Origin of the sequence: Variovorax sp. V93 (genome assembly GCF_041154485.1) — a bacterium.
GTDB lineage: Bacteria > Pseudomonadota > Gammaproteobacteria > Burkholderiales > Burkholderiaceae_C > Variovorax > Variovorax beijingensis_A.
In genome coordinates this window covers 949,335-972,740 of the sequence record NZ_AP028669.1, presented here as the reverse complement: position 1 = coordinate 972,740, position 23,406 = coordinate 949,335, and the positions used below count along the sequence as shown (strand labels likewise).

General features: G+C 68.2%; 19 protein-coding genes. 1 reads left to right on the top strand and 18 read right to left on the bottom strand.

What is annotated here, in order from left to right:
* Nucleotide 1: 1 nt before the first annotated feature.
* From ACAM54_RS04335 to dksA, 17 genes are all read right to left on the bottom strand, one after another.
* A complete protein-coding gene (locus ACAM54_RS04335) occupies nucleotides 2–790 on the bottom strand; it encodes a cell division protein FtsQ/DivIB (protein WP_012746072.1) in 789 nt (262 codons plus the stop codon).
* Nucleotides 791–792: 2 nt separating this feature from the next.
* The gene (locus ACAM54_RS04330; protein ID WP_145740664.1) at nucleotides 793–1,764 is read right to left on the bottom strand and encodes a D-alanine--D-alanine ligase; all 972 of its coding nucleotides are present in this window, start codon (nucleotides 1,762–1,764) and stop codon (nucleotides 793–795) included.
* Entirely contained in the window at nucleotides 1,761–3,215 is a 1,455-nt protein-coding gene (murC, locus tag ACAM54_RS04325; RefSeq protein ID WP_369649958.1) for a UDP-N-acetylmuramate--L-alanine ligase, read from the bottom strand. Before murC ends, ACAM54_RS04330 begins: the two co-directional genes overlap by 4 nt.
* A complete protein-coding gene (gene murG, locus ACAM54_RS04320; RefSeq protein WP_369649957.1) occupies nucleotides 3,212–4,276 on the bottom strand; it encodes an undecaprenyldiphospho-muramoylpentapeptide beta-N-acetylglucosaminyltransferase in 1,065 nt (354 codons plus the stop codon). The genes murC and murG overlap by 4 nt, the downstream gene beginning before the upstream one ends.
* Nucleotides 4,273–5,571 (bottom strand): putative lipid II flippase FtsW, encoded by a 1,299-nt coding sequence (gene ftsW / locus ACAM54_RS04315; protein ID WP_145740659.1) that lies wholly within the window; start codon nucleotides 5,569–5,571, stop codon nucleotides 4,273–4,275. Before ftsW ends, murG begins: the two co-directional genes overlap by 4 nt.
* Nucleotides 5,568–7,673, bottom strand: a complete 2,106-nt coding sequence (murD, locus tag ACAM54_RS04310; RefSeq protein WP_192323177.1) for a UDP-N-acetylmuramoyl-L-alanine--D-glutamate ligase — start codon at nucleotides 7,671–7,673, stop codon at nucleotides 5,568–5,570. Before murD ends, ftsW begins: the two co-directional genes overlap by 4 nt.
* Before the next feature lie 16 nt (nucleotides 7,674–7,689).
* On the bottom strand, nucleotides 7,690–8,868 hold the full coding sequence (gene mraY / locus ACAM54_RS04305; RefSeq protein ID WP_145740656.1) for a phospho-N-acetylmuramoyl-pentapeptide-transferase: 1,179 nt from the start codon (nucleotides 8,866–8,868) through the stop codon (nucleotides 7,690–7,692).
* A gap of 15 nt (nucleotides 8,869–8,883) precedes the next feature.
* Nucleotides 8,884–10,314 (bottom strand): UDP-N-acetylmuramoyl-tripeptide--D-alanyl-D-alanine ligase, encoded by a 1,431-nt coding sequence (gene murF, locus ACAM54_RS04300; RefSeq protein WP_369649956.1) that lies wholly within the window; start codon nucleotides 10,312–10,314, stop codon nucleotides 8,884–8,886.
* Entirely contained in the window at nucleotides 10,311–11,864 is a 1,554-nt protein-coding gene (locus ACAM54_RS04295; protein WP_369649955.1) for a Mur ligase family protein, read from the bottom strand. Before ACAM54_RS04295 ends, murF begins: the two co-directional genes overlap by 4 nt.
* A 2-nt stretch (nucleotides 11,865–11,866) precedes the next feature.
* On the bottom strand, nucleotides 11,867–13,615 hold the full coding sequence (locus ACAM54_RS04290) for a penicillin-binding protein 2 (RefSeq protein ID WP_145740652.1): 1,749 nt from the start codon (nucleotides 13,613–13,615) through the stop codon (nucleotides 11,867–11,869).
* A gap of 73 nt (nucleotides 13,616–13,688) precedes the next feature.
* Nucleotides 13,689–14,036 carry a cell division protein FtsL gene (gene ftsL / locus ACAM54_RS04285; RefSeq protein WP_145740650.1) on the bottom strand — a complete coding sequence of 116 codons (348 nt, stop codon included), beginning with the start codon at nucleotides 14,034–14,036 and terminating at the stop codon, nucleotides 13,689–13,691.
* A 1-nt stretch (nucleotide 14,037) separates the two neighbouring features.
* The gene (rsmH, locus tag ACAM54_RS04280; protein WP_369649954.1) at nucleotides 14,038–14,964 is read right to left on the bottom strand and encodes a 16S rRNA (cytosine(1402)-N(4))-methyltransferase RsmH; all 927 of its coding nucleotides are present in this window, start codon (nucleotides 14,962–14,964) and stop codon (nucleotides 14,038–14,040) included.
* Nucleotides 14,965–14,972: 8 nt separating this feature from the next.
* Nucleotides 14,973–15,401 (bottom strand): division/cell wall cluster transcriptional repressor MraZ, encoded by a 429-nt coding sequence (gene mraZ / locus ACAM54_RS04275; RefSeq protein ID WP_012746060.1) that lies wholly within the window; start codon nucleotides 15,399–15,401, stop codon nucleotides 14,973–14,975.
* Nucleotides 15,402–15,670: 269 nt separating this feature from the next.
* A complete protein-coding gene (gene hslU, locus ACAM54_RS04270; RefSeq protein ID WP_369649953.1) occupies nucleotides 15,671–16,999 on the bottom strand; it encodes an ATP-dependent protease ATPase subunit HslU in 1,329 nt (442 codons plus the stop codon).
* Between the two features lie 2 nt (nucleotides 17,000–17,001).
* Nucleotides 17,002–17,547 (bottom strand): ATP-dependent protease subunit HslV, encoded by a 546-nt coding sequence (gene hslV / locus ACAM54_RS04265; protein WP_012746058.1) that lies wholly within the window; start codon nucleotides 17,545–17,547, stop codon nucleotides 17,002–17,004.
* Between the two features lie 74 nt (nucleotides 17,548–17,621).
* On the bottom strand, nucleotides 17,622–19,268 hold the full coding sequence (locus ACAM54_RS04260; RefSeq protein ID WP_261380236.1) for an STAS domain-containing protein: 1,647 nt from the start codon (nucleotides 19,266–19,268) through the stop codon (nucleotides 17,622–17,624).
* An 81-nt stretch (nucleotides 19,269–19,349) separates the two neighbouring features.
* A complete protein-coding gene (gene dksA, locus ACAM54_RS04255) occupies nucleotides 19,350–19,973 on the bottom strand; it encodes an RNA polymerase-binding protein DksA (RefSeq protein ID WP_012746056.1) in 624 nt (207 codons plus the stop codon).
* A gap of 757 nt (nucleotides 19,974–20,730) precedes the next feature.
* Between dksA and ACAM54_RS04250 the strand changes: the two genes are divergently transcribed.
* Complete coding sequence (locus ACAM54_RS04250; protein WP_369649952.1) at nucleotides 20,731–22,200, top strand: YdgA family protein; 1,470 nt, start codon at nucleotides 20,731–20,733, stop codon at nucleotides 22,198–22,200.
* Between the two features lie 127 nt (nucleotides 22,201–22,327).
* Here ACAM54_RS04250 and ACAM54_RS04245 read toward each other — a convergent pair whose 3' ends face one another.
* Complete coding sequence (locus tag ACAM54_RS04245; RefSeq protein WP_369649951.1) at nucleotides 22,328–23,380, bottom strand: GTP-binding protein; 1,053 nt, start codon at nucleotides 23,378–23,380, stop codon at nucleotides 22,328–22,330.
* Nucleotides 23,381–23,406 lie beyond the last annotated feature (26 nt).

Genomic DNA, 23,406 nt, shown 5'->3' with positions numbered 1-23,406 from the left:
TCTATTTCTTCTTCGTCTTGGGGTCGGCAACGACCGTGGTGACGCCGCGAAGACGCAGCGCATAGGCGTCGTTGTGCCGCAGGTCGGCCCCCTCGACGTCCGCCGCGGTGCGGCGGTACTGGCCCGCGACCTGGGTCACGGTCTTCAGGAAACGCTGCGTGCGGGCCGTCACCTCCTCGGCCTGGCCGCGGCCCAGCTCGATCTCGGCGCCGGTGTCCAGCACCGCCTTCCAGCTGCCCCGGCTCGACAGCGTGAGTTCTTCCACGCTGAAGTCGTAGGGCGGGAACAGCGGCGCAATCACGCGGTACATGCCAAGCACCTGCCCGGCCTGCTCGATGGGACCGTCGAGCCGCGGCAGCCGGTCGTCCACCTCGGCCACGTTGGCTTCGAACACCTCGCCAAAGCCGTTGATCAGCTTCGAGCCGGCCTCGTCGCCCCAGTTGGCCACCGGCACCTGCTCGGTCAGCGTCACGCGCAGCTTGTTCGGGAACTCGCGCCGCACCACCGCCTTGCGCACCCAGGGCACCGACTCGAAGGCGGTTCTCGCACGTGCCAGGTCGACGGTGAAGAAGTTGCCCGCGAGCTGCGGCGCGACGTTGGCGCGCAGCGTCACGGCGTTGTTGTGCGTCACGTCGCCATCGACCTTGATGCCGCCGATCGGAAAGAACGGCTGGCGCAGCACCCACCATGCGCCCGCCGCCAGCAGCATGAGCGCCACCACCACGAACGCCAGGTTCGAGACGATGTTCATGAGCTTGACGTCGAAGGGCACGGGAATGCTGTCGGCCATGGCTATTGCGCTCCCCCCGCGGCATCCAGCGAAGCCGAGGCCAGCACGCGCAGGCACAGGTCTTCGTAGGCGATGCCCGATGCGCGCGCCGACATGGGCACCAGCGAATGGCTGGTCATGCCGGGCGAGGTGTTCATCTCGAGCAGGAAAGGCTTGCGGTCGCTCGCGCGAATCATCACGTCGGCGCGGCCCCAGCCGCGGCAGCCGAGTGTGTGGTACGCGGCCAGCGTGATGCGCTGGATCTCGTGCTCCTCGGCTTCGGGCAGGCCGCTCGGGCAGTGGTACTTCACGTCGTCGGTGAAGTACTTGTTCTGGTAGTCGTAGGCGCCTTCGGGCGCGGCAATGCGCACCACGGGCAGCGCACGGGCGTCGAGGCCGCTGCCGAGCACGGCGCAGGTCACTTCCTCGCCTTCGATGAACTCCTCGCACAGCACGTCGGCGTCGTACTTCGCCGACAGCGCCACGGCATCCTGCATCTGCGAGTAGCCTTCGACCTTGGTCACGCCGATCGACGAGCCCTCGCGCGGCGGCTTCACGATGAGCGGCAGCCCGAGCACGTCGGGCACGGCGCGGATCTGCTCGCGGCTTTGCTGGTCGAAGGCCAGGCGCACGTACCTGGGCGTCGGCAGCCCGTCGGCCTGCCAGATGCGCTTGGTCATGACTTTGTCCATGGCCACGCTCGAAGCCATCACGCCCGAGCCGGTGTAGGGAATGCCGAGCAGCTCGAGCGCGCCCTGCACCGTGCCGTCCTCGCCGTGCCGGCCGTGCAGCGCGATGAAGCAGCGCGCGAAACCCTCGCGCCGCAGCTCGACCAGGTCGCGCTCGGCGGGATCGAAGGCATGCGCGTCGACACCGCGCGAGCGCAGCGCCCCGAGCACGCCATTGCCGGAAAGGAGCGAGATTTCGCGCTCGGCGGAGCTTCCGCCGAACAGCACGGCCACCTTGCCGAATTGTTTTGGATCCTGAAGGCTCATGCTGCCTCCCCCTTGCGCCTGCTGCGCGTTGTTGGCGGCAGCGATGCCGCGGCTGCAATTTCAACCACCTTGCCCGGCACGGCGCCAATGGAGCCCGCACCCATGCAAAGCACCACGTCGCCGGCGCGCGCGTTGTCCAGGATGGCCTGCGGCATGGCGCCGATGTCGTCGACGAACACCGGCTCCACCTTGCCGGCCACGCGCAGGGCGCGCGCCAGCGTGCGGCCGTCCGCCGCCACGATGGGCGGCTCCCCCGCGGCATAGACCTCGCCCAGCAGCACCGCGTCGGCATTGCCGATGACCTTGACGAAGTCCTCGAAGCAGTCGCGCGTGCGGGTGTAGCGGTGCGGCTGGAAGGCCAGCACCAGCCGGCGCCCCGGGAACGCGCCGCGCGCGGCGGCAATGGTCGCGGCCATCTCGACCGGGTGATGGCCGTAGTCGTCGATCACGGTGAAGCTGCCGGCCGGCTCGCCCTGCGCGGCCACCTCGCCAAAGCTCTGGAAGCGTCGGCCCACGCCCTTGAAGCCGGCCAGTCCGCGCTGCACCGCTTCGTCGGGAATGCCGAGCTCCACCGCCACCGCGATCACCGAAAGCGCGTTGCGCACGTTGTGCTCGCCCGGCAGGTTCAGCACGATCGGCAGGTCGGGCAGCGTGACGCCGTTGCGCCGCTGGGCCGTGAAATGCATCTGGCCGCCCACCGCGCGCACGTCGATCGCGCGTACCTGGGCTTCCTCGCCGAAGCCGTAGCTCGTCACCGGGCAGGTGACTTCGGCCACGATGTCGCGCACCGCCGGATCGTCGGTGCACAGGATGGCCACGCCATAGAACGGCATGCGGTGCAGAAAGTCGACAAAAGCCTTCTTGAGCCTTGCGAAGTCGTGCCCGTAGGTTTCCATGTGGTCGGCATCGATGTTCGTGACCACTGCCATCACGGGCAGCAGGTTCAGGAACGAGGCGTCCGACTCGTCGGCTTCCACCACGATGTAGTCGCCGCTGCCGAGCTGCGCGTTGGCGCCGGCGCTGTTCAGGCGCCCGCCGATCACGAAGGTGGGATCGAGCCCGGCCGCATCGAGCACGCTCGCCACCAGGCTGGTGGTGGTGGTCTTGCCGTGCGTGCCCGCAATCGCGATGCCCTGCTTGAGCCGCATCAGTTCGGCCAGCATCAGCGCACGCGGCACCACGGGAATGCGCTTCTCGCGCGCGGCCAGCACCTCGGGGTTGTCCGACTGCACCGCGGTGGAAGTGACGACCGCATCCGCGCCGTCGATGTGCGCAGCGGCATGGCCCACGAAGGTGCCGATGCCCAGGCCCGCGAGCCGGCGCAGGGTGGCGCTGTCGGCCAGGTCGGAACCGGTGATGCGGTAGCCCAGGTTGAACAGCACCTCGGCGATGCCGCTCATGCCCGAGCCGCCGATGCCCACGAAATGGATGTGACGGATCGCGTGCTTCATCTGGCAAGCTCCTCGCAGGCGCGGACGACGGCCTCGACGGCTTCGGTCTTCTGCATGGTTTTGGCCCTGGTGGCCTTGTCGATCAGCGCGGTGCGCTCGGTTTTCTGTAGCAAATCAGCCAGCAATTCAGGAGTGAGGTCGGCCTGCTGCACCAGCCAGCCGCCGCCCGCGTCGACGAGGAAGCGCGCGTTGGTGGTCTGGTGGTCGTCGACCGCCGAGGGAAAAGGCACGAACAGCGCTGCTGCGCCGACGGCCGCGATTTCTGTCACGGTGCTGGCCCCGGCGCGCGCGACGATGATGTCGGCGTCGGCATAGGCCTGCGCGGTGTCTTCGATGAAGGGCGTGAGTTCGCCCTCCACGCCGGCTGCCGCGTAGTTGGCGCGCAGCTCGTCGATCTGTTTGGCGCCGCTCTGGTGCAGCACCCGCGGGCGCGTGGCCGGCGCGATGCGCGCCAGCGCCTGCGGCACCACGGCGTTGAGCGCCTTGGCCCCCAGGCTGCCGCCCACCACCAGGAGCCGCAGCGGTCCGCTGCGGCCTGCGAAGCGCACGGCCGGCTCGGGTTGCGAGGTGAACGCCGCGCGCAGCGGGTTGCCCACCCACTGCGCCTTCTTCAGCACGTTGGGGAAGGCCGTGAACACGCGGTCGGCCACACCCGCCAGCACCTTGTTGGCAAGGCCGGCCACCGAGTTCTGCTCATGCAGCACCAGCGGCTTGTTGAGCAGCACGCTCATCATTCCGCCCGGAAAGGTGATGTAGCCGCCCAGGCCGACGACGACGTGGGGCTGCACGCGGCGCACCACGCCGATGCTCTGCCAGAACGCGCGCAGAAGCCGCAGCGGCAGCAGGAACAGCGTGAGCGGCCCCTTGCCGCGCACGCCGCCGAACTGCACCGGCTCGAAGGCAAAGCCGCGCGGCGGCACGAGCTTTTCTTCCATGCTGCCGGGCGCGCCCAGCCAGTGCACGCGCCAGCCGCGCTCGCGCAGCGCCTCGGCCACCGCGAGCCCCGGGAAGATGTGGCCGCCGGTGCCGCCGGCCATGACGAGTGCGGTGCGGCCGGTCATATGCGTCCCCCCCGCATCAACACGCGGTTCTCGTAGTCGATGCGCAGCACGACAGCGAGCGCCACCAGGTTCATCAGGATGGCCGAGCCGCCGAAGCTCATCAGCGGCAAGGTGAGCCCCTTGGTTGGCAGTGCGCCGAGGTTCACGCCCATGTTGATGAAGGCCTGGAAGCCGATCCACACGCCCACGCCCTGCGCCACGAGGCCCGAGAACACGCGGTCGAGCGCGATCGCCTGGCGGCCGATGTGCATGACGCGGCGCGTCAGCCAGAGGAACAGGCCGATGATCAGCAGCACGCCGACCAGGCCGAACTCCTCGCCGATCACCGCGAGCAGGAAGTCGGTGTGTGCCTCGGGCAGCCAGTGCAGCTTCTCGACGCTGCCGCCCAGGCCGACGCCGAAGACCTCGCCGCGGCCGATGGCGATCAGCGAGTGCGACAGCTGGTAGCCCTTGCCCAGCGCGTGCTCCTCGCTCCATGGATCGAGGTACGCGAAGATGCGCTCGCGGCGCCACGAGCTGGTGGCCACGATGGTGCCGAAGGCCACCACCACCAGCGCCGCGATCACGAAGAACATGCGCGCGTTCACGCCGCCCAGGAACAGGATGCCCATGGCAATCACGGCAATCACCATGAATGCACCCATGTCGGGTTCGGCCATCACCAGCATGCCGACCACCACCACCGCCACGCCCATCGGCAGCACGGCGCGGAAGAAGCGTTCCTTGATCTCCATCTTGCGCACCATGTAGCTGGCGGCATAGAGCACCATCGCGAGCTTGGCGAGCTCGGACGGCTGGAAGCGCATGAAGCCCAGCGGCAGCCAGCGCCGCGCGCCGTTGACGTTGATGCCGATGTGCGGAATGAGCACCGCCACCAGCAGCAGCAGCGAGGCCACGAAGAGCCAGGGCGCGGCGCGCTCCCAGGTCTTCATGGGAATCTGGAAGGCCAGCAGCGCCGCGATGAACGCGAACACCACCGAGGCCGCGTGCCGCGTGAGGAAGAACGACGCGCTGTAGCCCGCACGCGCGAAGCGCGGGTTGTCCGGCAGCGCGATGGAGGCCGAATAGACCATCACCAGGCCCCAGGTGAGCAGCGCCACGGTGACCCAGACCAGCGCCTGGTCGAAGCCCAGCACGCGCATCGGCGCGGCCTTGGTCTGCGTGACGCCAGCGCCGCCCAGCCGCACCGGCAGGTGCACCGGCAGCGAGTCGATGCCGCTGCGCGCGCGCCGGAACCAGCCGCCGAACCGGCTGGTCTTTGCATTGGGCGTGGCGCCGGCGGCCGTGGTGTTCAAACCGGGTCTCCCGAGGAAAAGTCGGCATCGTTCGACGACGGGGCCGCCTCGCGCGGGTCGTCCGCAAGCGCCTGCACGGCCTCGCGGAACACGGCCGCGCGGTGCTCGTAGTCCTTGAACATGTCGAAGCTCGCACAGGCCGGTGACAGCAGCACGGCATCGCCGGGGTTGGCGCGCGCGGCGGCCAGCTTGACGGCCTCCTGCATCGAGCCCGCGTGCATCAGCGAAGCACCGGTGGCGGCCAGCGCCTGCTCGATCAGCGGCGCATCGCGGCCGATGAGCACCACGGCGCGCGCGTACTGCGCCACGGGCCCGGCCAGCGGTTCGAAGTCCTGGCCCTTGCCCTCGCCGCCGAGGATCACGACCACGCGCCGGTCTTCGCCCAGGCCGTTGAGCGCGGCGACCGTTGCACCGACGTTGGTGCCCTTGCTGTCGTCGAAGTACTCGACCTCGTCGACGATGGCGATCGGCTCCACGCGGTGCGGCTCGCCGCGGTATTCGCGCAGGCCATAAAGCATGGGGCCGAGCGGGCAGCCGGCGGCGCTGGCCAGCGCGAGCGCCGCCAGTGCGTTCATCGCGTTGTGGCGGCCGCGGATGCGCAGCACGTCGGCGGGCAGCAGGCGCTGCAGGAAGATTTCTTCCTCGACCACCGCGCCGCGCTTGCGCTTCTGCGTCTCGTCGGCTTCGAGTGCGCGCACCAGCCAGGCCATGCCGTTGACGCGTTCGATGCCGTAGTCGCCGGGGCGCTGCGGCATCGAGGCGCCGAAGGTGACATGGGCACGAACCTGCGGGCGCTGCAGCTTCACCTTGACGGGCGCAGGCAGCATGGCCATCACGCCGGGATCGTCGCGGTTGAGCACCATGAGCCCCTGCGTGCCGAAGATGCGCGCCTTGGCCGCGGCGTAATGCGGCATGTCGCCATGCCAGTCGAGATGGTCCTGCGTGAGGTTGAGCACCGTGGCGGCGGTCGGCTCGAAGCCCTGCACGCCGTCCAGCTGGAAGCTCGAGAGTTCGAGCACCCAGACGTCGGGCAGCGTCTCGGCATCGATGTGCGCGGCCAGGGTGTCGAGCAGCGTCGGCCCGATGTTGCCGGCCACGGCCACGCTCTTGCCCGCGCGCTCGACCAGCTGGCCGGTGAGCGCGGTGACGGTGGTCTTGCCGTTGGTGCCGGTGACGGCGAGCACCGCGGGCGTGTAGCCCTTGGGCGCCGGCGGCTCCTCGATCGGCACCAGCTTGAGCTGCGGCGTGTCTTCTTCCTCGACCGCGGCGGAGGCCGGGTTGGTGGCGGAGAGTTCGGCGATCTTCGCGACGAACTCGGCGGCCTCCCTGGCGGCCGTGGGGACGTAGGGCTGGCCGGGGGTCGGCAGGCGCGACACGGTGGCGGAGGCCGGTGCGGGTGCCGGCGCGGGGGCTTCTTGCGCCTCGGCTGCCGGCGCCTCTTCCTGCGCCGGCTGTTGCTCTTCTTCGGGCGGCGGCGCGGCGGGAACGCTCAGCGACGGGTCGCGCGGCATGGCTTCGGCCTGCGCGGTGGGCGGTGCGGGTTCGGCTTCTGCCGCATCGGCAGCGGGCTCTGCCGCTTCCGGCATCTCGGGCGTTGCCGGCTCTTGCGGTGCCGGGGCCGCCACAGCTTCCGCCGGTTCGCCAGCGAGTGGCAATTCGCCCTGCGCCTCGAGTTCTGCGACGGGCTCCGCCGGCACCTCCACCACAGGCTCGTCTTCCGGCACTTCAGCTGCCGCTTCGACCGCGGGCAGCTCGACGGTCCGCAGGTCCAGCAGCGCGCGTGCAAACAGATCCAGTTCGCCGCCGACCGCGAGCCCCACGGCCCGCGCCGCATCGACGACCGGTGCAATGGTCGCGGGGGACAGCCCCGGCGAGCGGTACACGGCACAGATCGGTGTGCCTTCGACCAGCGCGGCCGAGAACGGCCCGCCGATGAACGCGACCTCGGGCCATTCCGCCCGAAGCGTCGCAAGCAGCGCCGGCGCCTCCCGCGTATCGGCCACCGTGACGGCCGCGCCGTGGCGCGCGCACCAGCGCGCCATCGCCAGCCCGGACGCACCGAGGCCGAGGATCAATACGGGGAGGTCTTTCAGGTGCCGCATGTGATTTCTCTTCTTTTCACCGCAGCTTCAGCGTCGACAGGCCCACGAGGCACAGCAGCATCGTGATGATCCAGAAGCGCACCACGACCTGCGTCTCGCGCCATCCGCTCTTCTCGAAGTGGTGGTGCAGCGGCGCCATCTTGAGCACGCGGCGGCCCTCGCCGTAGCGCTTCTTGGTGTACTTGAAGTACATGACCTGCGCCATCACCGAGATCGCCTCGACCACGAAGATGCCGCCCATGATGAAGAACACAATCTCCTGGCGCACGATGACCGCGATGGTGCCCAGTGCGCCGCCGAGCGCCAGCGCGCCCACGTCGCCCATGAAGACCTGCGCCGGATGGGTGTTGAACCAGAGGAACGCGAGGCCCGCGCCGGCCATGGCCGAGCAGAACACCAGCAGCTCGCCCGAGCCCGGGATGTTGGGGAACAGCAGGTACTTGGAATACACCGCGCTGCCCGTGACGTAGGCGAACACGCCCAGCGCCGAGCCCACCATCACCACCGGCATGATCGCCAGGCCGTCCAGGCCGTCGGTCAGGTTGACCGCGTTGCTCGCGCCCACGATCACCAGATAGGTCAGGATCACGAAGCCGATGCCGCCGAGCGGATAGCTCACTTCCTTGAAGAAGGGCACCAGCAGGTTGATCTTGGGCGGAAAGTCGAGGTCGAAGCCCGACTGCACCCAGGCGAAGAACAGCTGCAGCACGCGCCAGTTCGAGCTCTCCGAGATGCTGAAGAGCAGGTAGAAGCCCGCGATCAGGCCGACCACCGACTGCCAGAAATACTTCTCGCGCGAACGCATGCCCTCCGGGTCCTTGCGCACCACCTTGCGCCAGTCGTCGACCCAGCCGATGGCGCCGAAGCCCAGCGTGACCCACAGCACGATCCAGACGAAGCGGTTGGAGGGGTCGAACCACATCAGCGTGGCGAAGGCGATGGCGAACAGCACCAGCACGCCGCCCATGGTGGGCGTGCCGCTCTTGGTCAGGTGCGTTTCCATGCCATAGCCGCGCACCGGCTGGCCGATCTTGAGCGCGGCCAGGCGGCGGATCACGTAGGGGCCGGCCACCAGACCGACGACCAGCGCCGTCAGCGCAGCCATCAGCGCACGGAACGTGAGGTACTGGAAAACGCGCAGGAACCCGAACTCGGGCGAAAGTGTCTGCAGCCATTGGGCCAGGCTCATCAGCATGTGGTGTCGCGCGGCTCATGCGTCATGACCGGCCTCCTTTTGTTGTTGTCGTGATTGCTCGATCGCCTGCACCACGCGCTCCATCTTCATGAAGCGCGAACCCTTGACGAGCACGCTCCCCACCTGGGGCAGCCGCGCCAGCACCGCGGCGACGAGCGCCTCGATGTCCGGGAAATGGCGGCCGTTGTCGCCGCCGTTGAAGGCCGCGATGCTGTGCGCGGTTTCGGCGCCGAGCGCATACACGGCCTCGATGCCGCGCTGGCGCGCCCAGTCGCCGACCTCGGCATGGAACTCGGGCGCGCGGTTGCCGACCTCGCCCATGTCGCCGAGCACCAGCAGGCGCGGGCCGGGCAAGGCCGCAAGCACGTCGATGGCCGCGCGCACGGAATCGGGATTGGCGTTGTAGCTGTCGTCCACCAGCGTGAGCGAATGCCCGCCGGGCAGCACCACCGCGCTCGCCTTGGAGCGGCCCTTGACCGGCGCGAAGGCCGTGAGGCCGCGGGCAATGACTTCGGGCGGAATGCCGGCGGCGAGCGCACACGCGGTGGCTGCCAGCGCATTGACGACGTTGTGCCGGCCCGCGATGTGCAGCTGCGCATCGAAGTCGCCCAGCGGCGTGCGGATGCGCGCTTGCCATGCGCCCTGCCGCCATTCGGCGGCCACCAGCGAGATGTCGGCGTCTTCCTGCTCGCCGAAGGTCATGCAGCGGCGCGTGGCCACCTCGCGTGCCATGTCGTTCCACAGCGGGGCGAACTCGTCGCCATGCGGGAACACCGCGGTGCCGTCCTCCGGCACGAAGGAAAACACCGCGCCGTTCTCGAGCGCCACGGCTTCCACGGTGGCCATGAACTCCAGGTGCTCGCGCTGCGCGTTGTTGACCAGCGCGACGGTCGGACGCGCGATGGCCGCCAGCCGTGCGATCTCGCCCGGATGGTTCATGCCCAGCTCGACCACCGCATGCTGGTGCTTCGCGCGCAGGCGCAGCAGCGTCAGCGGAACGCCGATCTCGTTGTTGAAATTGCCGGCCGTCGCGAGTGCGCGATCGCCCCTGAAGGCCACGAGCACGGCCGCGATCATCTGCGTGACGGTCGTCTTGCCGTTGCTGCCCGTCACGGCGATCAGCGGCAGATCGAACTGCGCGCGCCAGCCGGCGCCGAGCGCGCCGAGCGCGGCCAGCGAATCGGGCACCTCGAGGCCGGCCAGGCCGGCCGCCTCGAGGCCGCCGTGCGCAACGGCGGCGACGGCGCCACGCGCCTTGGCATCGGCCAGGAATTCGTTGGCGTCGAAGCGTTCGCCCTTGAGCGCCACGAACAAGTCGCCCTCGGCGAGCGTGCGGGTGTCGGTATGGACGCGGGCAATGGTGGTTGCCGGGTCGCCCACCAGGCGTGCGCCCGGAATCCATTGCTGCGCCTGGGCCAGCGTGAACATCATCGGCGAATGGCTCATGCGGCACCTCGCCGGGTGAGTGCATCGAGCGCATGGATGCGGTCCGAGAACGGAATGCGCTGGCCGGCGATTTCCTGCCAGGCTTCATGGCCCTTGCCGGCGAGCAGCACCACGTCCTGCGGTGCGGCCTGCGCAATGGCGTCGGCGATGGCGGCCGCGCGGTCAGGCTGCACCTGGGCCGCTTCGGGGCGCGCGAGGCCGAGCAGCACCTGGCTGATGATCGCGTCGGGGTTCTCGCTGCGCGGGTTGTCGCTGGTCACGATCACGCGGTCGGCCTGGCGCTCGGCCACGGCCGCCATCATCGGGCGCTTGATCGGGTCGCGGTCGCCGCCGCAGCCGAACACGCACCAGAGCGCGCCGCCGCGCTGCTGCGCGAGCGGGCGCAGGCCGGCCAGTGCCTTGTCGAGCGCGTCGGGCGTGTGGGCATAGTCGACCACGGCCAGCGGCGCATTGGCAGCCGCGCCCACGCGCTCCATGCGGCCCGGCACGCTGGTGAGCCCGGCGCAGGCCGTCACGGCCTGCGCGAGCGACAGCCCCAGCGCCCGCAGCGTGCCGAGCACGCCCAGCAGGTTGGCCACGTTGTACTGGCCGATCAGGCCGGTCGACATGCGCTCCACGGCGTCGTTGTCGTGCTCGGCCACCGAGAACCGCAGGCCCTGCGCGTCGTAGCCGACGTCGCGCGCCATGAGCCGCGCCGGCGCGCCGGCGGCCGAGACGGTCCAGACGTCGAGCGCGCCGATGCCGGCCTCGAGCAGGTTCGCGCACAGGCTGGCGCCGTGCACGTCGTCGATGTTGATCACCGCGGCGCGCAGGCCGGGCCAGCGGAACAGCTCGGCCTTGGCCTGCCAGTAGGCCTCCATGCTGCCGTGGTAGTCGAGATGGTCCTGCGTGAAGTTGGTGAACACCGCCACCGCGATGCGCGCGCCGTCGAGCCGGCGTTCGGCGATGCCGATCGACGAGGCTTCGATGGCGCAGGCGCCGAAGCCGCGCTCCACCAGCGCGCGCAGTTCGCGCTGCATCATCACCGGGTCGGGCGTGGTGAGGCCTGTGTAGACGAGCTCCGGCGGCACGCCGATGCCCAGCGTGCCCATCACCGCGCAGGGAGAAGGCACGCCGCGCTCGGCGCTGCCGTCGAGCCGCGGCGCGCGAACGCCGCCGGGCACGGCCAGCGCGGAGAGCGATTCGGCGAGCCACCATGCGGTGGAGGTCTTGCCATTGGTGCCGGTCACGGCCAGCACTTCGAGCGCGGCCGAGGGGTCGTCGTAGAAGGCCGATGCGATCGGACCGGTGGCGGCCTTGAGCCCCGGGTAGCTTGCAATGCGCTCGTCGCCATCGAAGCCGAAGGCCTCCACGCCCTGGTGCTCGACCAGGCAGGCCGCAGCGCCCTGCGCCAGTGCCGAAGCCACGTGCCTGCGCCCGTCGGTGGCCGCGCCGGGCCAGGCGATGAAGCCGTCGCCCGCGCCCACCGGCCGGCTGTCCGCATGCAGCGCGCCCTGCACGCGCTCCTTGAGCCAGAGCGCGGCGAGCGAGGGGGAAGTGAGTGTCAGCATGCTCAGAAGCTCTCGTCGACGCCTTGCGTCACCACCAGCGGTTTGACCGCGAGGTCGGGCGGAACGTTCATCATGCGCAGGGTCTGCTGCACGACCTCGCTGAAAACGGGCGCGGCGGCCACGCCGCCGAAATACTGGCCATCGCTCGGCTCGTCGATCATCACGCCGACGATGATGCGCGGCTTTTCGATCGGTGCCATGCCGGTGAACCAGGCGCGATATTTGTTGCTCGCGTAACCTTTGCCAACCTGCTTGTGGGCGGTGCCCGACTTGCCGCCGACCGAGTAGCCGATGGTCTGCGCGCGCGTGCCAGTGCCGCCCGGGCCGGCCGCCATCTGCAGCATCTTGCGCACGGCCAGCGCGTTCGACGGCGAGAACACCCGCACGCCCACGGGCGACTCGGTGCTCTTGAGGATGGTGACCGGAATGATGGCCCCGTCGTGCGCGAAGGCGGTGTACGAATGCGCCATCTGGAACAGCGACGCCGACAGGCCGTAGCCATAGGCCATGGTGGCCTGCTCGACCGGCTTCCAGGTCTTCCACGGGCGCAGGCGCCCCGTGACCGCGCCGGGGAACTGGATCTGCGGCTTCTGGCCGTAGCCGAGCGCCGTGTAGGTGTCCCACATCTCGTGCGGGGTCATCTTCTGGGCGATCTTGAGCGCACCCACGTTGCTCGACTTCTGGATCACGCCCTCGACCGTGAGCGTGCCGTAGTTGTGCGTGTCGCTGATGGTGAAGCCGCCCAGCTGGAAGCGGCCGGGCGAGGTCTCGATCAGCGTGGAGGGCTTCACGCGGCCGGCCTCCAGCGCCATGGCCACGGTGATCGGCTTCATGGTCGAGCCGGGCTCGAAGGTGTCGGTAAGCGCGCGGTTGCGCAGCTGCTCGCCCGTGAGGTTCTGCCGCTTGTCGGGCACGTAGCTCGGATAGTTGGCCAGCGCCAGCACCTCGCCGGTGACCGCATCCAGCACCACCACGCTGCCGGCCTTGGCCTTGCGCGCCGTCACCGCGTCGCGCAGCTTCTGGTAGGCGAAGAACTGCACCTTGCTGTCGACGCTGAGCTGGATGTCCTTGCCGTCGACCGGCGGCACCTGCTCGCCCACGCCCTCGACCACGCGGCCCAGGCGGTCCTTGATGACGCGGCGCGAGCCGGCCTTGCCGGCCAGCTCCTTGTTGAAAGAGAGCTCGATGCCTTCCTGTCCGTTGTCCTCGACGTTGGTGAAGCCCACCACGTGCGCCGCGGCCTCGCCCTCGGGGTACTGGCGCTTGTATTCCTTGCGCTGGTAGATGCCCTTGAGGTTGAGCGCAGCAATCTGCTTGGCGATCGGCTCGTCGACCTGGCGCTTGATCCAGACGAAGGTCTTGTCCTCGTCCTCGAGCTTCTTGTCGAAGTCCTTCTGCGGCATCTCGAGCAGCTTGGCCACCTGCTTGAGCTTGGCCCGCACCTCGGGGTCGTCGCGCTCGATGTCTTCCGGAATGGCCCAGATGCTCGGCGCCACCACGCTGGACGCCAGGATCAGGCCGTTGCGGTCGAGGATGCGCCCGCGGTTGGCCGGCAGCTCGAGCGTGCGCGCAAAGCGCACTTCGCCCTGCCGCTGGAAGAAGCTGTTGTTGAACACCTGCACGTAGGCGGCCCGGCCCGCGAGCACCACGAAGCCGAAGGCGATGCCGGCGACGATGAACTTGCTGCGCCAGACAGGCGTCTTGCTCGCGAGCAAGGGACTGGTGGTGTAGCGGACGCTGCGACGGCTCATTGGTGCACCCTTGGCGCTGCGCGCCTTCCCGCCGAGCGGGAGCGAGCTTGCTTGGGACGGCCCGGCGCGGCGCTCATCGCTGGGTCCTCGCGACGGGTTTGGCCGCTGGCGTCGCAGGCGGCGCCGGCGGCGGCGCCACCACGGCCGGGATCACCGTGCCGTCGGGCCGCACGTACTGCGTGATGGCCGGCGTGGTGGTGCGCATCTGCAGCTGCTCCTTGGCCAGCTTCTCCACGCGCAATGGCGTAGCCTGCGCGCGCTTTTCCACCTGCAGCCGGTCGTGGTCGAGCTCGAGCCGGCGGGCTTCCTGCTGGGTGCGGTCGAGCTCGGTGTAGAGCTGGCGCGACAGGTACTGCGTGTGCACGAGGTAGAGCGCGGAGGCGACCACCGCGAGCAGCAGGAGCAGGTTGAGGCGGGCCATGTCAGACAGACTCGGCGGTGCGCTCGGCCACGCGCAGGATCGCGCTGCGCGAGCGCGGGTTGCCGCTCACCTCTTCGGCCGAGGGCTTGATGCGCTCGAGCGCGCGCAGCTTCATGGCCTTGGGGGCGGCGAACGGCGCGCGGCGGTCGTACACCTCCTTCGAGTGCCTGGCGATGAACTGCTTCACGATGCGGTCTTCCAGCGAATGGAAGCTGATCACCGCGAGCCGGCCTCCGGGTTGCAGCACGGAAAGACTTGCCTCTAGCGCCTGTTGCAGCTCTTCAAGCTCGGCGTTGATGAAAATCCGAAAAGCCTGAAATGTGCGCGTTGCAGGGTTCTGGCCCGGCTCGCGGGTTTTGACCGCGCCAGCCACGAGCTCGGCCAGTTCGGTGGTGGTTGAAATTGCGCCCCGTTCTTGTCTGCGAGCAACAATCGCCTTTGCAATCTGAACAGCAAACCGTTCTTCGCCATAGTCACGGATCACCTCTGCAATCTGCTGAAGTTCGGCCGTTGCCAGCCAATCGGCCACGCTCTCGCCGCGCGTGGTGTCCATGCGCATGTCGAGCGGACCGTCGAAACGAAAACTGAAACCGCGCACCGGGTTGTCGATTTGCGGCGAACTCACGCCCAGGTCCATCAGCACGCCCGCCACGCTGGCATCGGGCAATTCGCCCAGCGAACGGAATCCCTGGTGCCGGATGGAAAAACGCGCATCCGAGATGCGCGCTGCTTCGGCCACCGCTTCCGCATCCTTGTCGAATGCGATCAGCCTGCCTTCCGGCGCCAGCCGCGCGAGGATCGCGCGCGCATGCCCTCCACGCCCGAAGGTCGCATCCACGTAGGTGCCGGTGGCTGCCGTGCTGCCGGAAAGAAGGGCTTCCACCGCTTCGTTCAGCATCACGGTCGTATGGGTCCATGGAGTGTTCACGTCGGTCCTCAGAACGCGAAGTCCTGAAACACATCCGGCATCTCGCCCTGGGTGGCCTCGGCCTCCTTGGCCTCGTAGGTCGCCTTGTCCCAGAGCTCGAAGTGGTTGCCCATGCCCAGGAGCAGCGTGTCGCGCACGATGCCCGTGGCGGCACGCAGTTCGGGCGACACCAGGATGCGTCCGGTGCCGTCCATCTCCACGTCCATGGCGTTGCCGAGGAAGACGCGCTTCCACCACTGTGCCGACATCGGCAGCGCGGCGATGCGCTCCCTGAATTTCTCCCACTCGGGACGCGGGAACACCATGAGGCAGCCGTGCGGATGCTTGGTGATCGTGAGCTGGCCGCCCGCCGTGGCGCTCAGGACGTCGCGATGCCGGGTCGGCACGGAGAGCCGCCCCTTGGCATCCAGACTGAGCGATGAAGCGCCTTGAAACACGACCAGAACCCCTGTATTGGGAATGCCGCAGCACCCGAAAGAGGCACCACCCGCACTTTTTCCCACTTAACTGCACTTTTTTGCACTGTAGCAGGAAACACTTCAGACGCAACTGGCCGTTGGTGCTATTTTTTGTAATGGAATCAACGACTTAGCGCCGATTTCCAAACCTGGAAATCGGCGAATTTCGTTGAGAATTAAGCACTTAGCTCACGCAATGAATGTGATGCGTGAAGCGCGGCCGCCGTTACAGGGGCCGCAAAGCAGCTTCAGAGGATGAAGCGCGAAAGATCTTCGTCGTGACTTAGTGCCGCAAGGCGCTCGTCGACATAAGCGGCATCGATGCGGATGGTCTGCCCCTCGATGCGGGTCGCGTCGAAGCTTACCTCATCCAGCAGGCGCTCCATCACGGTCGACAAACGGCGTGCGCCGATGTTCTCGGTGCGCTCGTTGACCTCGTACGCGATGGTGGCCAGGCGGTTCACGCCGTCGGGCGTGAATTCGAGCGTGACGCCCTCGGTGGCGAGCAGCGCCTGGTACTGCTTCACGAGCGAGGCGCGGGTCTGCGTGAGGATGCTCTCGAAATCGGACACCGAGAGCGATTGCAGCTCGACACGGATCGGAAAGCGCCCCTGCAGCTCGGGAATCAGGTCGCTCGGCTTGCTCAGGTGGAAGGCGCCGCTCGCGATGAAAAGCATGTGGTCGGTGCGCACCACGCCGTACTTGGTGCTCACGGCCGTGCCCTCGACCAGCGGCAGCAGGTCGCGCTGCACGCCCTGCCGCGACACGTCGGAGCCCTGGGCCTCGCTGCGCGTGGCGACCTTGTCGATCTCGTCGATGAAGACGATGCCGTTTTGCTCGGCGTTGGTGATGGCCTGGGTGCGGATCTCGTCCTCGTTGACGAGCTTGGCCGCTTCCTCGTCGATCAGCAGACGCATCGCCTCGGCGATCTTGAGCTTGCGCGTCTTGCGCTTGCCGCCGCCGAGCTGGCCGAACATGCCGCGCAGCTGCTCGGTCATTTCCTCCATGCCGGCCGGGCCCATGATCTCGAGCGGCGCGCGGGCTTCGGCCAGGTCGAGCTCGATTTCCTTGTCGTCGAGCTGGTGCTCGCGCAGCTTCTTGCGGAAGGCCTGCCGCGTGGGGTTGGGGCCGTCCAGCGCCGGCGTTGCGCCGTCGGCGCCGCGCGCGGGAGGCAGCAGCACGTCGAGGATGCGGTCCTCGGCGGCATCTTCGGCCCGTGCGCGCACCTTGGCGCTCTCGGCCTCGCGCGTCTGCTTGACGGCAATCTCGGCCAGGTCGCGAACGATCGAGTCGACATCCTTGCCGACATAGCCCACCTCGGTGAACTTGGTGGCTTCCACCTTGATGAAGGGCGCATCCGCCAGGCGCGCAAGGCGGCGTGCGATCTCGGTCTTGCCCACGCCCGTGGGGCCGATCATGAGGATGTTCTTGGGCGTGATCTCGGTGCGCAGCTTCTCCTCGACCTGCTGGCGGCGCCAGCGGTTGCGCAGCGCAATGGCCACGGCGCGCTTGGCGGCGGGCTGGCCGACGATGTGGTTGTCGAGCTCGGAGACGATTTCCTGCGGGGTCATGGACATGGTCAGAGCGCTTCCACCGTGTGGTTCATGTTCGTGTAAATGCAGATTTCACCGGCTATCGCCAGCGATTTGCGCACGATCTGCTCGGCCGTGAGCTCGGTGTTGTCGATCAGCGCCTTGGCGGCGGACTGGGCGTAGGCGCCGCCGGAGCCGATGGCGATCACGCCGTCTTCGGGTTCCAGCACGTCGCCATTGCCGGTGATGATGAGCGAGGTGGTGGCATCGGCCACGGCCAGCATGGCCTCGAGCTTGCGCAGCACGCGGTCGGTGCGCCAGTCTTTCGTGAGCTCGACGGCGGCGCGGGTGAGGTGCCCCTGGTGCTTCTCGAGCTTGGCCTCGAAGCGCTCGAAGAGCGTGAAGGCGTCGGCCGTGGCGCCGGCAAAGCCCGCGAGCACCTTGCCGTGATAGAGCCGCCGCACCTTGCGCGCGGTGCCCTTGATGACGATATTGCCGAGAGTGACCTGCCCGTCCCCGCCAATGGCGACTTGGTCGCCCTGGGGGGTCTTGCGGCGCACGCTCACGATGGTGGTGCCGTGAAACTGTTCCATCGAAGCCATCTGGGGATGCCGCAGGGCAATGCAAGCCCGCGGCTGCTACCGAATGTGCGCAGCGCCAGGGCGCCCTAGTTCTTCCGCAGGGCCACGGTCGCATGGTCGGCGATGCCGACCAGGTCGAACAGCACCGCGATCAGCCGATGGGCATCCACGAACTGCACGCGCTCGCCCTGGGCGTCGCGCGCCCGCACCCAGCCAAGCAGCGTGCCGGCGGCAGCCAGGTCCATGCGCAGCAGCGCGGCGCACGAGATGACGGGCGCCGTGGTGTTGCGCAGGTCCGTATCGAGACGCTGCAGGCTCGAATGCGCCTCGCCGCGCAGATCGCCGGCCAGCGCGGCAAAGCCGGTGTCGGTGGTGGGAAAGCTCTCCGATTCGCCATTGACCGAGAGCAGCGACCACACGGAGTTCGAACGGCTTGCCGCCGGTGCGGCCACCGAAGTGCAGGCGCCCTTGGGGTCTTGCCAGGCCGGCGGCGACACCTCGTAGGTGATGCAGTAGTTGAGCGCCACCAGCTCGAAGTCGTCGGGCATGTTCATCATGCGCAGTGCAGCCAGATGCAGCTGCCACCAGACGTCCGGCGTGCCGCGCTCGTTGTTGGGCGTGGCCTCGGCCAGCACGGCCAGCAATTTCGCGGCGCCGATGAAGCGCAGCTGGACCGGCGAATCGGCCCAGTGTGCAAACAGCACGCGCAGCGGCGCAGCGGCGTCGGCCTCGATGGCGACCAGCGCGCGCCAGTCGAGCGTCCAGACCGAGCCGGCCTGCGACAGCGCCCGCGTGAGCTGGATCAAGCCGTCGCGCGCCAGGCGTGCCGGGCTGGCCCAGTCGGCGCCGGCCGGCGCCAGTTCTGCGAGTTCGCTGGCGGCCACCGCCTTCACGCTGCGCGCCAGTTCGTCGAGCGAGACCCAGTCCGGTCCCATGCGCTTCATGCGCTGTGCATAGCGCATGCGCGCCGCGGCAAACCTGGCGGCATCGCCGGTGGCGCGATACAGGTCGAACAACGTGCGCCAACGCGCGTCGTCGCGCTCGGTGGTGGCGTGGTCGCCCTCGGCCGCTGCGCTTTCGGAGGCCAGGGCCTGAAGAAGAATGGCCTCGGCGCCGGCATCGTCGCCGTGCGCGAAGCGGATCACGGCTTCTTCGAGCGCGCCGTCGCGCGCGAGCCGTGCCGACAGCAGCGAGGTGCCGCTGGCCGCCGGAACGCCCGCAGCGGGCGCGGCAGGCGCAGCCGCGGCAACCACGGCCGGTGCCGGCACGACGGCAGGCGCCGGCGCGGGGCCGTAGGCCGGCGCGGCAAGCAGGCTGGCCAGCTCGGCTGCGTCGACGGGCGGCGGCAGGGTTTCGGCGCCGGCATCGGGCGGCGCATTGGACAGCACCTCGCCGTTGGGGCCGCGGCCCTTCCACCACTGCTGCGACATCTGCTCCTCGATCTCGTCGATCTTCTTGAGCGTGAGCGCGCGCCCCTCGGATTTTTCCGTGGTGCTGTTCAGGTTGAAGGAAGACGGCGTGACCGTTCCTTCGAAGGCGTGGGCGGCGGCTTCGCGCTGGCGAAGCTTGCGCAGCATGTCGAACTCGCGCCGGCGAACGAAATCGTTGCGCTGGCGCCGCTCGATCATCTCCTTGAGCATTTCGCGGCTGTAAGCCTGCTCGGGCAGCGTGGAATCCGCAGTCGAATTCAGCTCGGACCAATCCTTGAGCGGATTGCGGACGAACTTTGCCACCTTGGAAAAAAGGCGGCCCGACTCTTCCTTTGGCATCGACGAGGTTTCGAGGCGAACAGGTTCTCTTCTTCGGCCGCTCGTTCAGTCCCCGAACATCTTCTGCTTGAGCTCGCGGCGCTGCTGCGCTTCGAGCGACAGCGTGGCGGTGGGGCGCGCCAGCAGGCGGCCGACGCCGATGGGTTCGCCGGTTTCGTCGCAGTAGCCGTAGTCGCCGGCATCGATGCGCTGGATCGACTGCTCGATCTTCTTGAGCAGCTTGCGCTCGCGGTCGCGCGTGCGCAGCTCGAGCGCGTGCTCTTCCTCGATGGTGGCGCGGTCGGCCGGATCGGGCACCACCACGGTGTCTTCGCGCAGGTGCTCGGTGGTTTCGCCGGCATTTTCGAGAATGCCGCGCTTGAGTTCGACCAGCTTCAGGCGGAAGAACGCCATCTGCTTTTCATTCATGTACTCGGAGTCGGGCATGGCGATCACTTCGGCGTCGGTCAACTCGGCAGCCGACTTGGCTTTCCAGTTGTTGGCGAGCTTCGGGTCTTTTTTCACCGCGACGGGAGGCGGCGGCACCAGTGCATTGGAAGGCGCCTGCGAGAACGACGACTTGGCCGCGGTGGAAGCCACCGATTGCGGCATGGAAGGCACGGTCAGCTGCGACAGCCGGGACACGCGGCCACCTCGCGCGGGGGCGGGTGCAGCGGTCTGAGCGGGCATCGAAGGTGTCGCCGTGGCGGAAGAAGAGGCGGCAGCCGTTTTTTTCATTGGGATCGGAGGGGCAGAAGGAACGGCAGCAGTGCGGCCGACGGTTTTGGATGGCGGTTGACCCGCAACTGCAGTTTTGGTTGCACTCCTGTCCGGGGCGGATGCCACCGGCGGCGCAGCAGACTTTGCAGGCTTGACGGGCTTCTTTGCAACGGTCGCGGCCTTGGCCGACGGCGTTGCTGGCTTCTTTGGAGCGCTTTTTGGTTTCGTGTCCGGGGCCTTTGCAGCGGAAGAACTCTTTTTTGCCGCGGGTACAGCCGGCTTTGCAGCCGCCGCTTTCTTGGCGGCGGGCTTGGTTGCTGGCGTGGCCTTGGCGGCGGGCTTCTTCACGGTGACTGGCTCCTTGAACGAACTGGAACGCGCTTTCACTGGGTGTCTCCTCCCAAGGGAACCACGGCGGGTTTCAAGCCGCGCGGGCTCCACTCGTCGGAGTGCTCGCAGTGACGAACCCCGGGGTTATACCCCCGAAAGCCCGCCAGGAACCTGCGGCGCCCCGCACCGTCAGCCACATCCCGCCCCATCGGGCGAAGGCGTGGCTGCCGGAACAGGCGCGCGATTGTATAGAGAACTCGAATCGAAGGGTGATGTGCCTGCAACCCCCTTGTCTCCGGTAGCATCGCCGGCGCTGCCGGAGGGGGTAGCAAGACCTGCCGAAATCGCCGGGGGAGCGGTGCGGGTCGATCTCATTCATACAAAAGAGAAATCAATCTTGAGCAAAAAAGCAGTTCTGGGCGTGCTGGCTGCGGCCATCGCACTTGCCTATGGTGGCGGCACGTGGTTGGCCGGCTCGAAAGTAAAGTCCAGCTACGAGGCCGCGCTGGACGAGGTGCCGAAGCAGACTGCGCTGGTGCGCGTGGTCGAGCGCAGCTACGAACGCGGCTTCTTCGGTGCCGTCAGCACAGTGACGATCGAACTCGGCTGCGCAGCCGATGCGGCCGCCGCGGTGCAGGTGCCTGCCGCCAAGCCCGGCGAGGAAGAGGATGAGGAAGAAGAAGCGGAAGAAGCCGCCACGCCGTTCAAGGCGGTGCGTATCACCTTCCGCGACACCATCCGCCACGGCCCGCTGGCCGGTGGCACGCTGGCGGCAGCCATCATCGACAGCGAACTGGTGCTGGACGTGAAGGGCCAGGCCAAGGCCGAACAGATCTTCGGCAAGGCCAAGCCCCTGACGGCGCACACCAAGGTGTCGTTCGACGGCGCCTACACCACCGACCTGGCGGTGGCGCCCGCCAGCCTGGCCGAGGAAGGCAAGGCCCGGTTCGCCTGGCAGGGCGCGCAGGCCCGCATCGAGATGAACGGCGCCCGGACCCGTGTGCACTACGACCTGACGATGCCGGGGCTGGATGTCAGCGATGCGCGCACCGGCGCCACGCTGAAGATGGGCAAGCTGGCCGGCAAGGCCGACATGGACAAGAGCGAGGGCTGGATCCTGGCCACGGGCAAGACCGAGGCCCGGCTCGACAGCCTCGAATTCGCAGCCCCCAAGGGCCTGGGCGGCGAAGGCAAGGCCCTGCCGGCCGTGCTGCTGCAGAACATCGACATGCTTGCCGAAGCCACCATCGCAGACGGGCTCTACGCATCGACCGGTACGGTCAAGGGCACCGGCAAGATCGGCGAGACGAAGATCGACAAGTTCGAGATGAGCAGCGGCGGACGCCGCATCCACGCCGCCGGCTACAAGAAGCTGGCCGATGCCTGGATGCAGTCGAGCGCCGCGAACGGCTGCGGCAAGGGCGGCAACAAGGCCTCGCAGGCGGCGATGAAGGTGCTGTTCGACCAGCTGGCGCCCGACCTCAAGGCCATGGCCAAGTACAGCCCCGAGATCGGGCTCGACAGGCTGCTGGTCGAAATCGGCGGCAAGCGCGGCGAGATCAGCTACACGGCCGGCATGGCCGGCGTGACCGACGAAGACCTGCAGGCACCCGGCATGGCACTGCTCATGAAGCGCGGCGTGCTCAAGGCCAGCGCGCGGCTGCCGATGCAATGGCTGGAACAGCTGGCCGCCACCGGCGCCGAGAGCGGCCAGACGCCGCCGCCCGAAATGATGGCGGGGCTGGTCGAGCAAGGCGAGCAAAAGGGCTTCGTGAAGCGCGAGGGCGATGACGTCACCGCGCAGATCGAATACGCCGAAGGCGGTCTGAAGCTCAACGGCAAGCCGCTGGGCACGCCGGGCCGGTAATTCCTCCCTCCCCTTCGGGGGGAGGGCCGGGGTGGGGGCACGGCAGCCCCGAAAAAAGCACGGCGCCTGATCGGCGGCCCGCCCCCATCCCACCTTCCCCCAGCGGGGGAAGGTGCAAGTCAGGGCCTCAGACCAGGCACTGCTCCAGGCCTTGCTCCAGGATCTCTCGCGGCAGCTCGATGCCGATGAACACCATGCGGCTCTGGCGGGCTTCGTCCTTGCCCCACTCCGGGCCCAGGTCGCTGCCCATCAACTGGTGCACGCCCTGGAAGATCACCTTGCGCTCGGTGCCCTTCATGTTCAGCACGCCCTTGTAGCGCAGCATGCGCGGGCCGTAGATGTTGACGATGGCGCCCAGGAAGTCTTCCAGCTTGGCCGGGTCGAAGGGGCGGTCGGCCTTGTAGACGAAGCTCTTGACGTCGTCGTCGGTGTGGTGATGGTGGCCGTGGCCTTCGTGCTGGTGCGAGGGGTGGTCGCAATGCTCGCCATGCGCATGGTCATGGTCGTGGTGGTCGTGCTCGTCTTCCTTGAGGAAGTCGGGGTCGATGTCGAGCTTGGCGTTGAGGTTGAAGCCGCGCAGGTCGAAGATGTCCTTGAGCGGCACGTCGCCGAAATGCGCCTTCTGCTGCGGCGCGCGCGGGTTCATGTGCTTGAGGCGATGAATGAGCGCCTCGGTCTCCTCGGCCGACACCAGCTCGCTCTTGCTGATGAAGATCTGGTCGGCAAAGCCCACCTGGCGGCGTGCTTCCTGGCGATCGTTGAGCTGCTGCGGCGCATGCTTGGCGTCGACCAGCGTCAGGATGGAGTCGAGCAGGTAGCTCTCGGCGATCTCGTCGTCCATGAAGAAGGTCTGCGCCACGGGGCCGGGATCTGCGAGGCCGGTGGTTTCGATCACCACGCGGTCGAAGTCGAGCAGGCCCTGGCGCTTCTTGGCGGCCAGCAGCTGCAGCGCCTCGCGCAGGTCCTCGCGGATGGTGCAGCAGACGCAGCCGTTGCTCATCTGCACGATCTGCTCCTTCGACTCGGTCACGAGGATGTCGCTGTCGATGTTCTCTTCGCCGAACTCGTTCTCGATCACCGCGATCTTCTGGCCGTGGGCCTCGGTCAGGATGCGCTTGAGCAGCGTGGTCTTGCCCGAGCCCAGGAAGCCGGTGAGGATGGTGGCGGGAATGAGGGCCATGGGTGTGCTCCGGAAACGGAAAACAG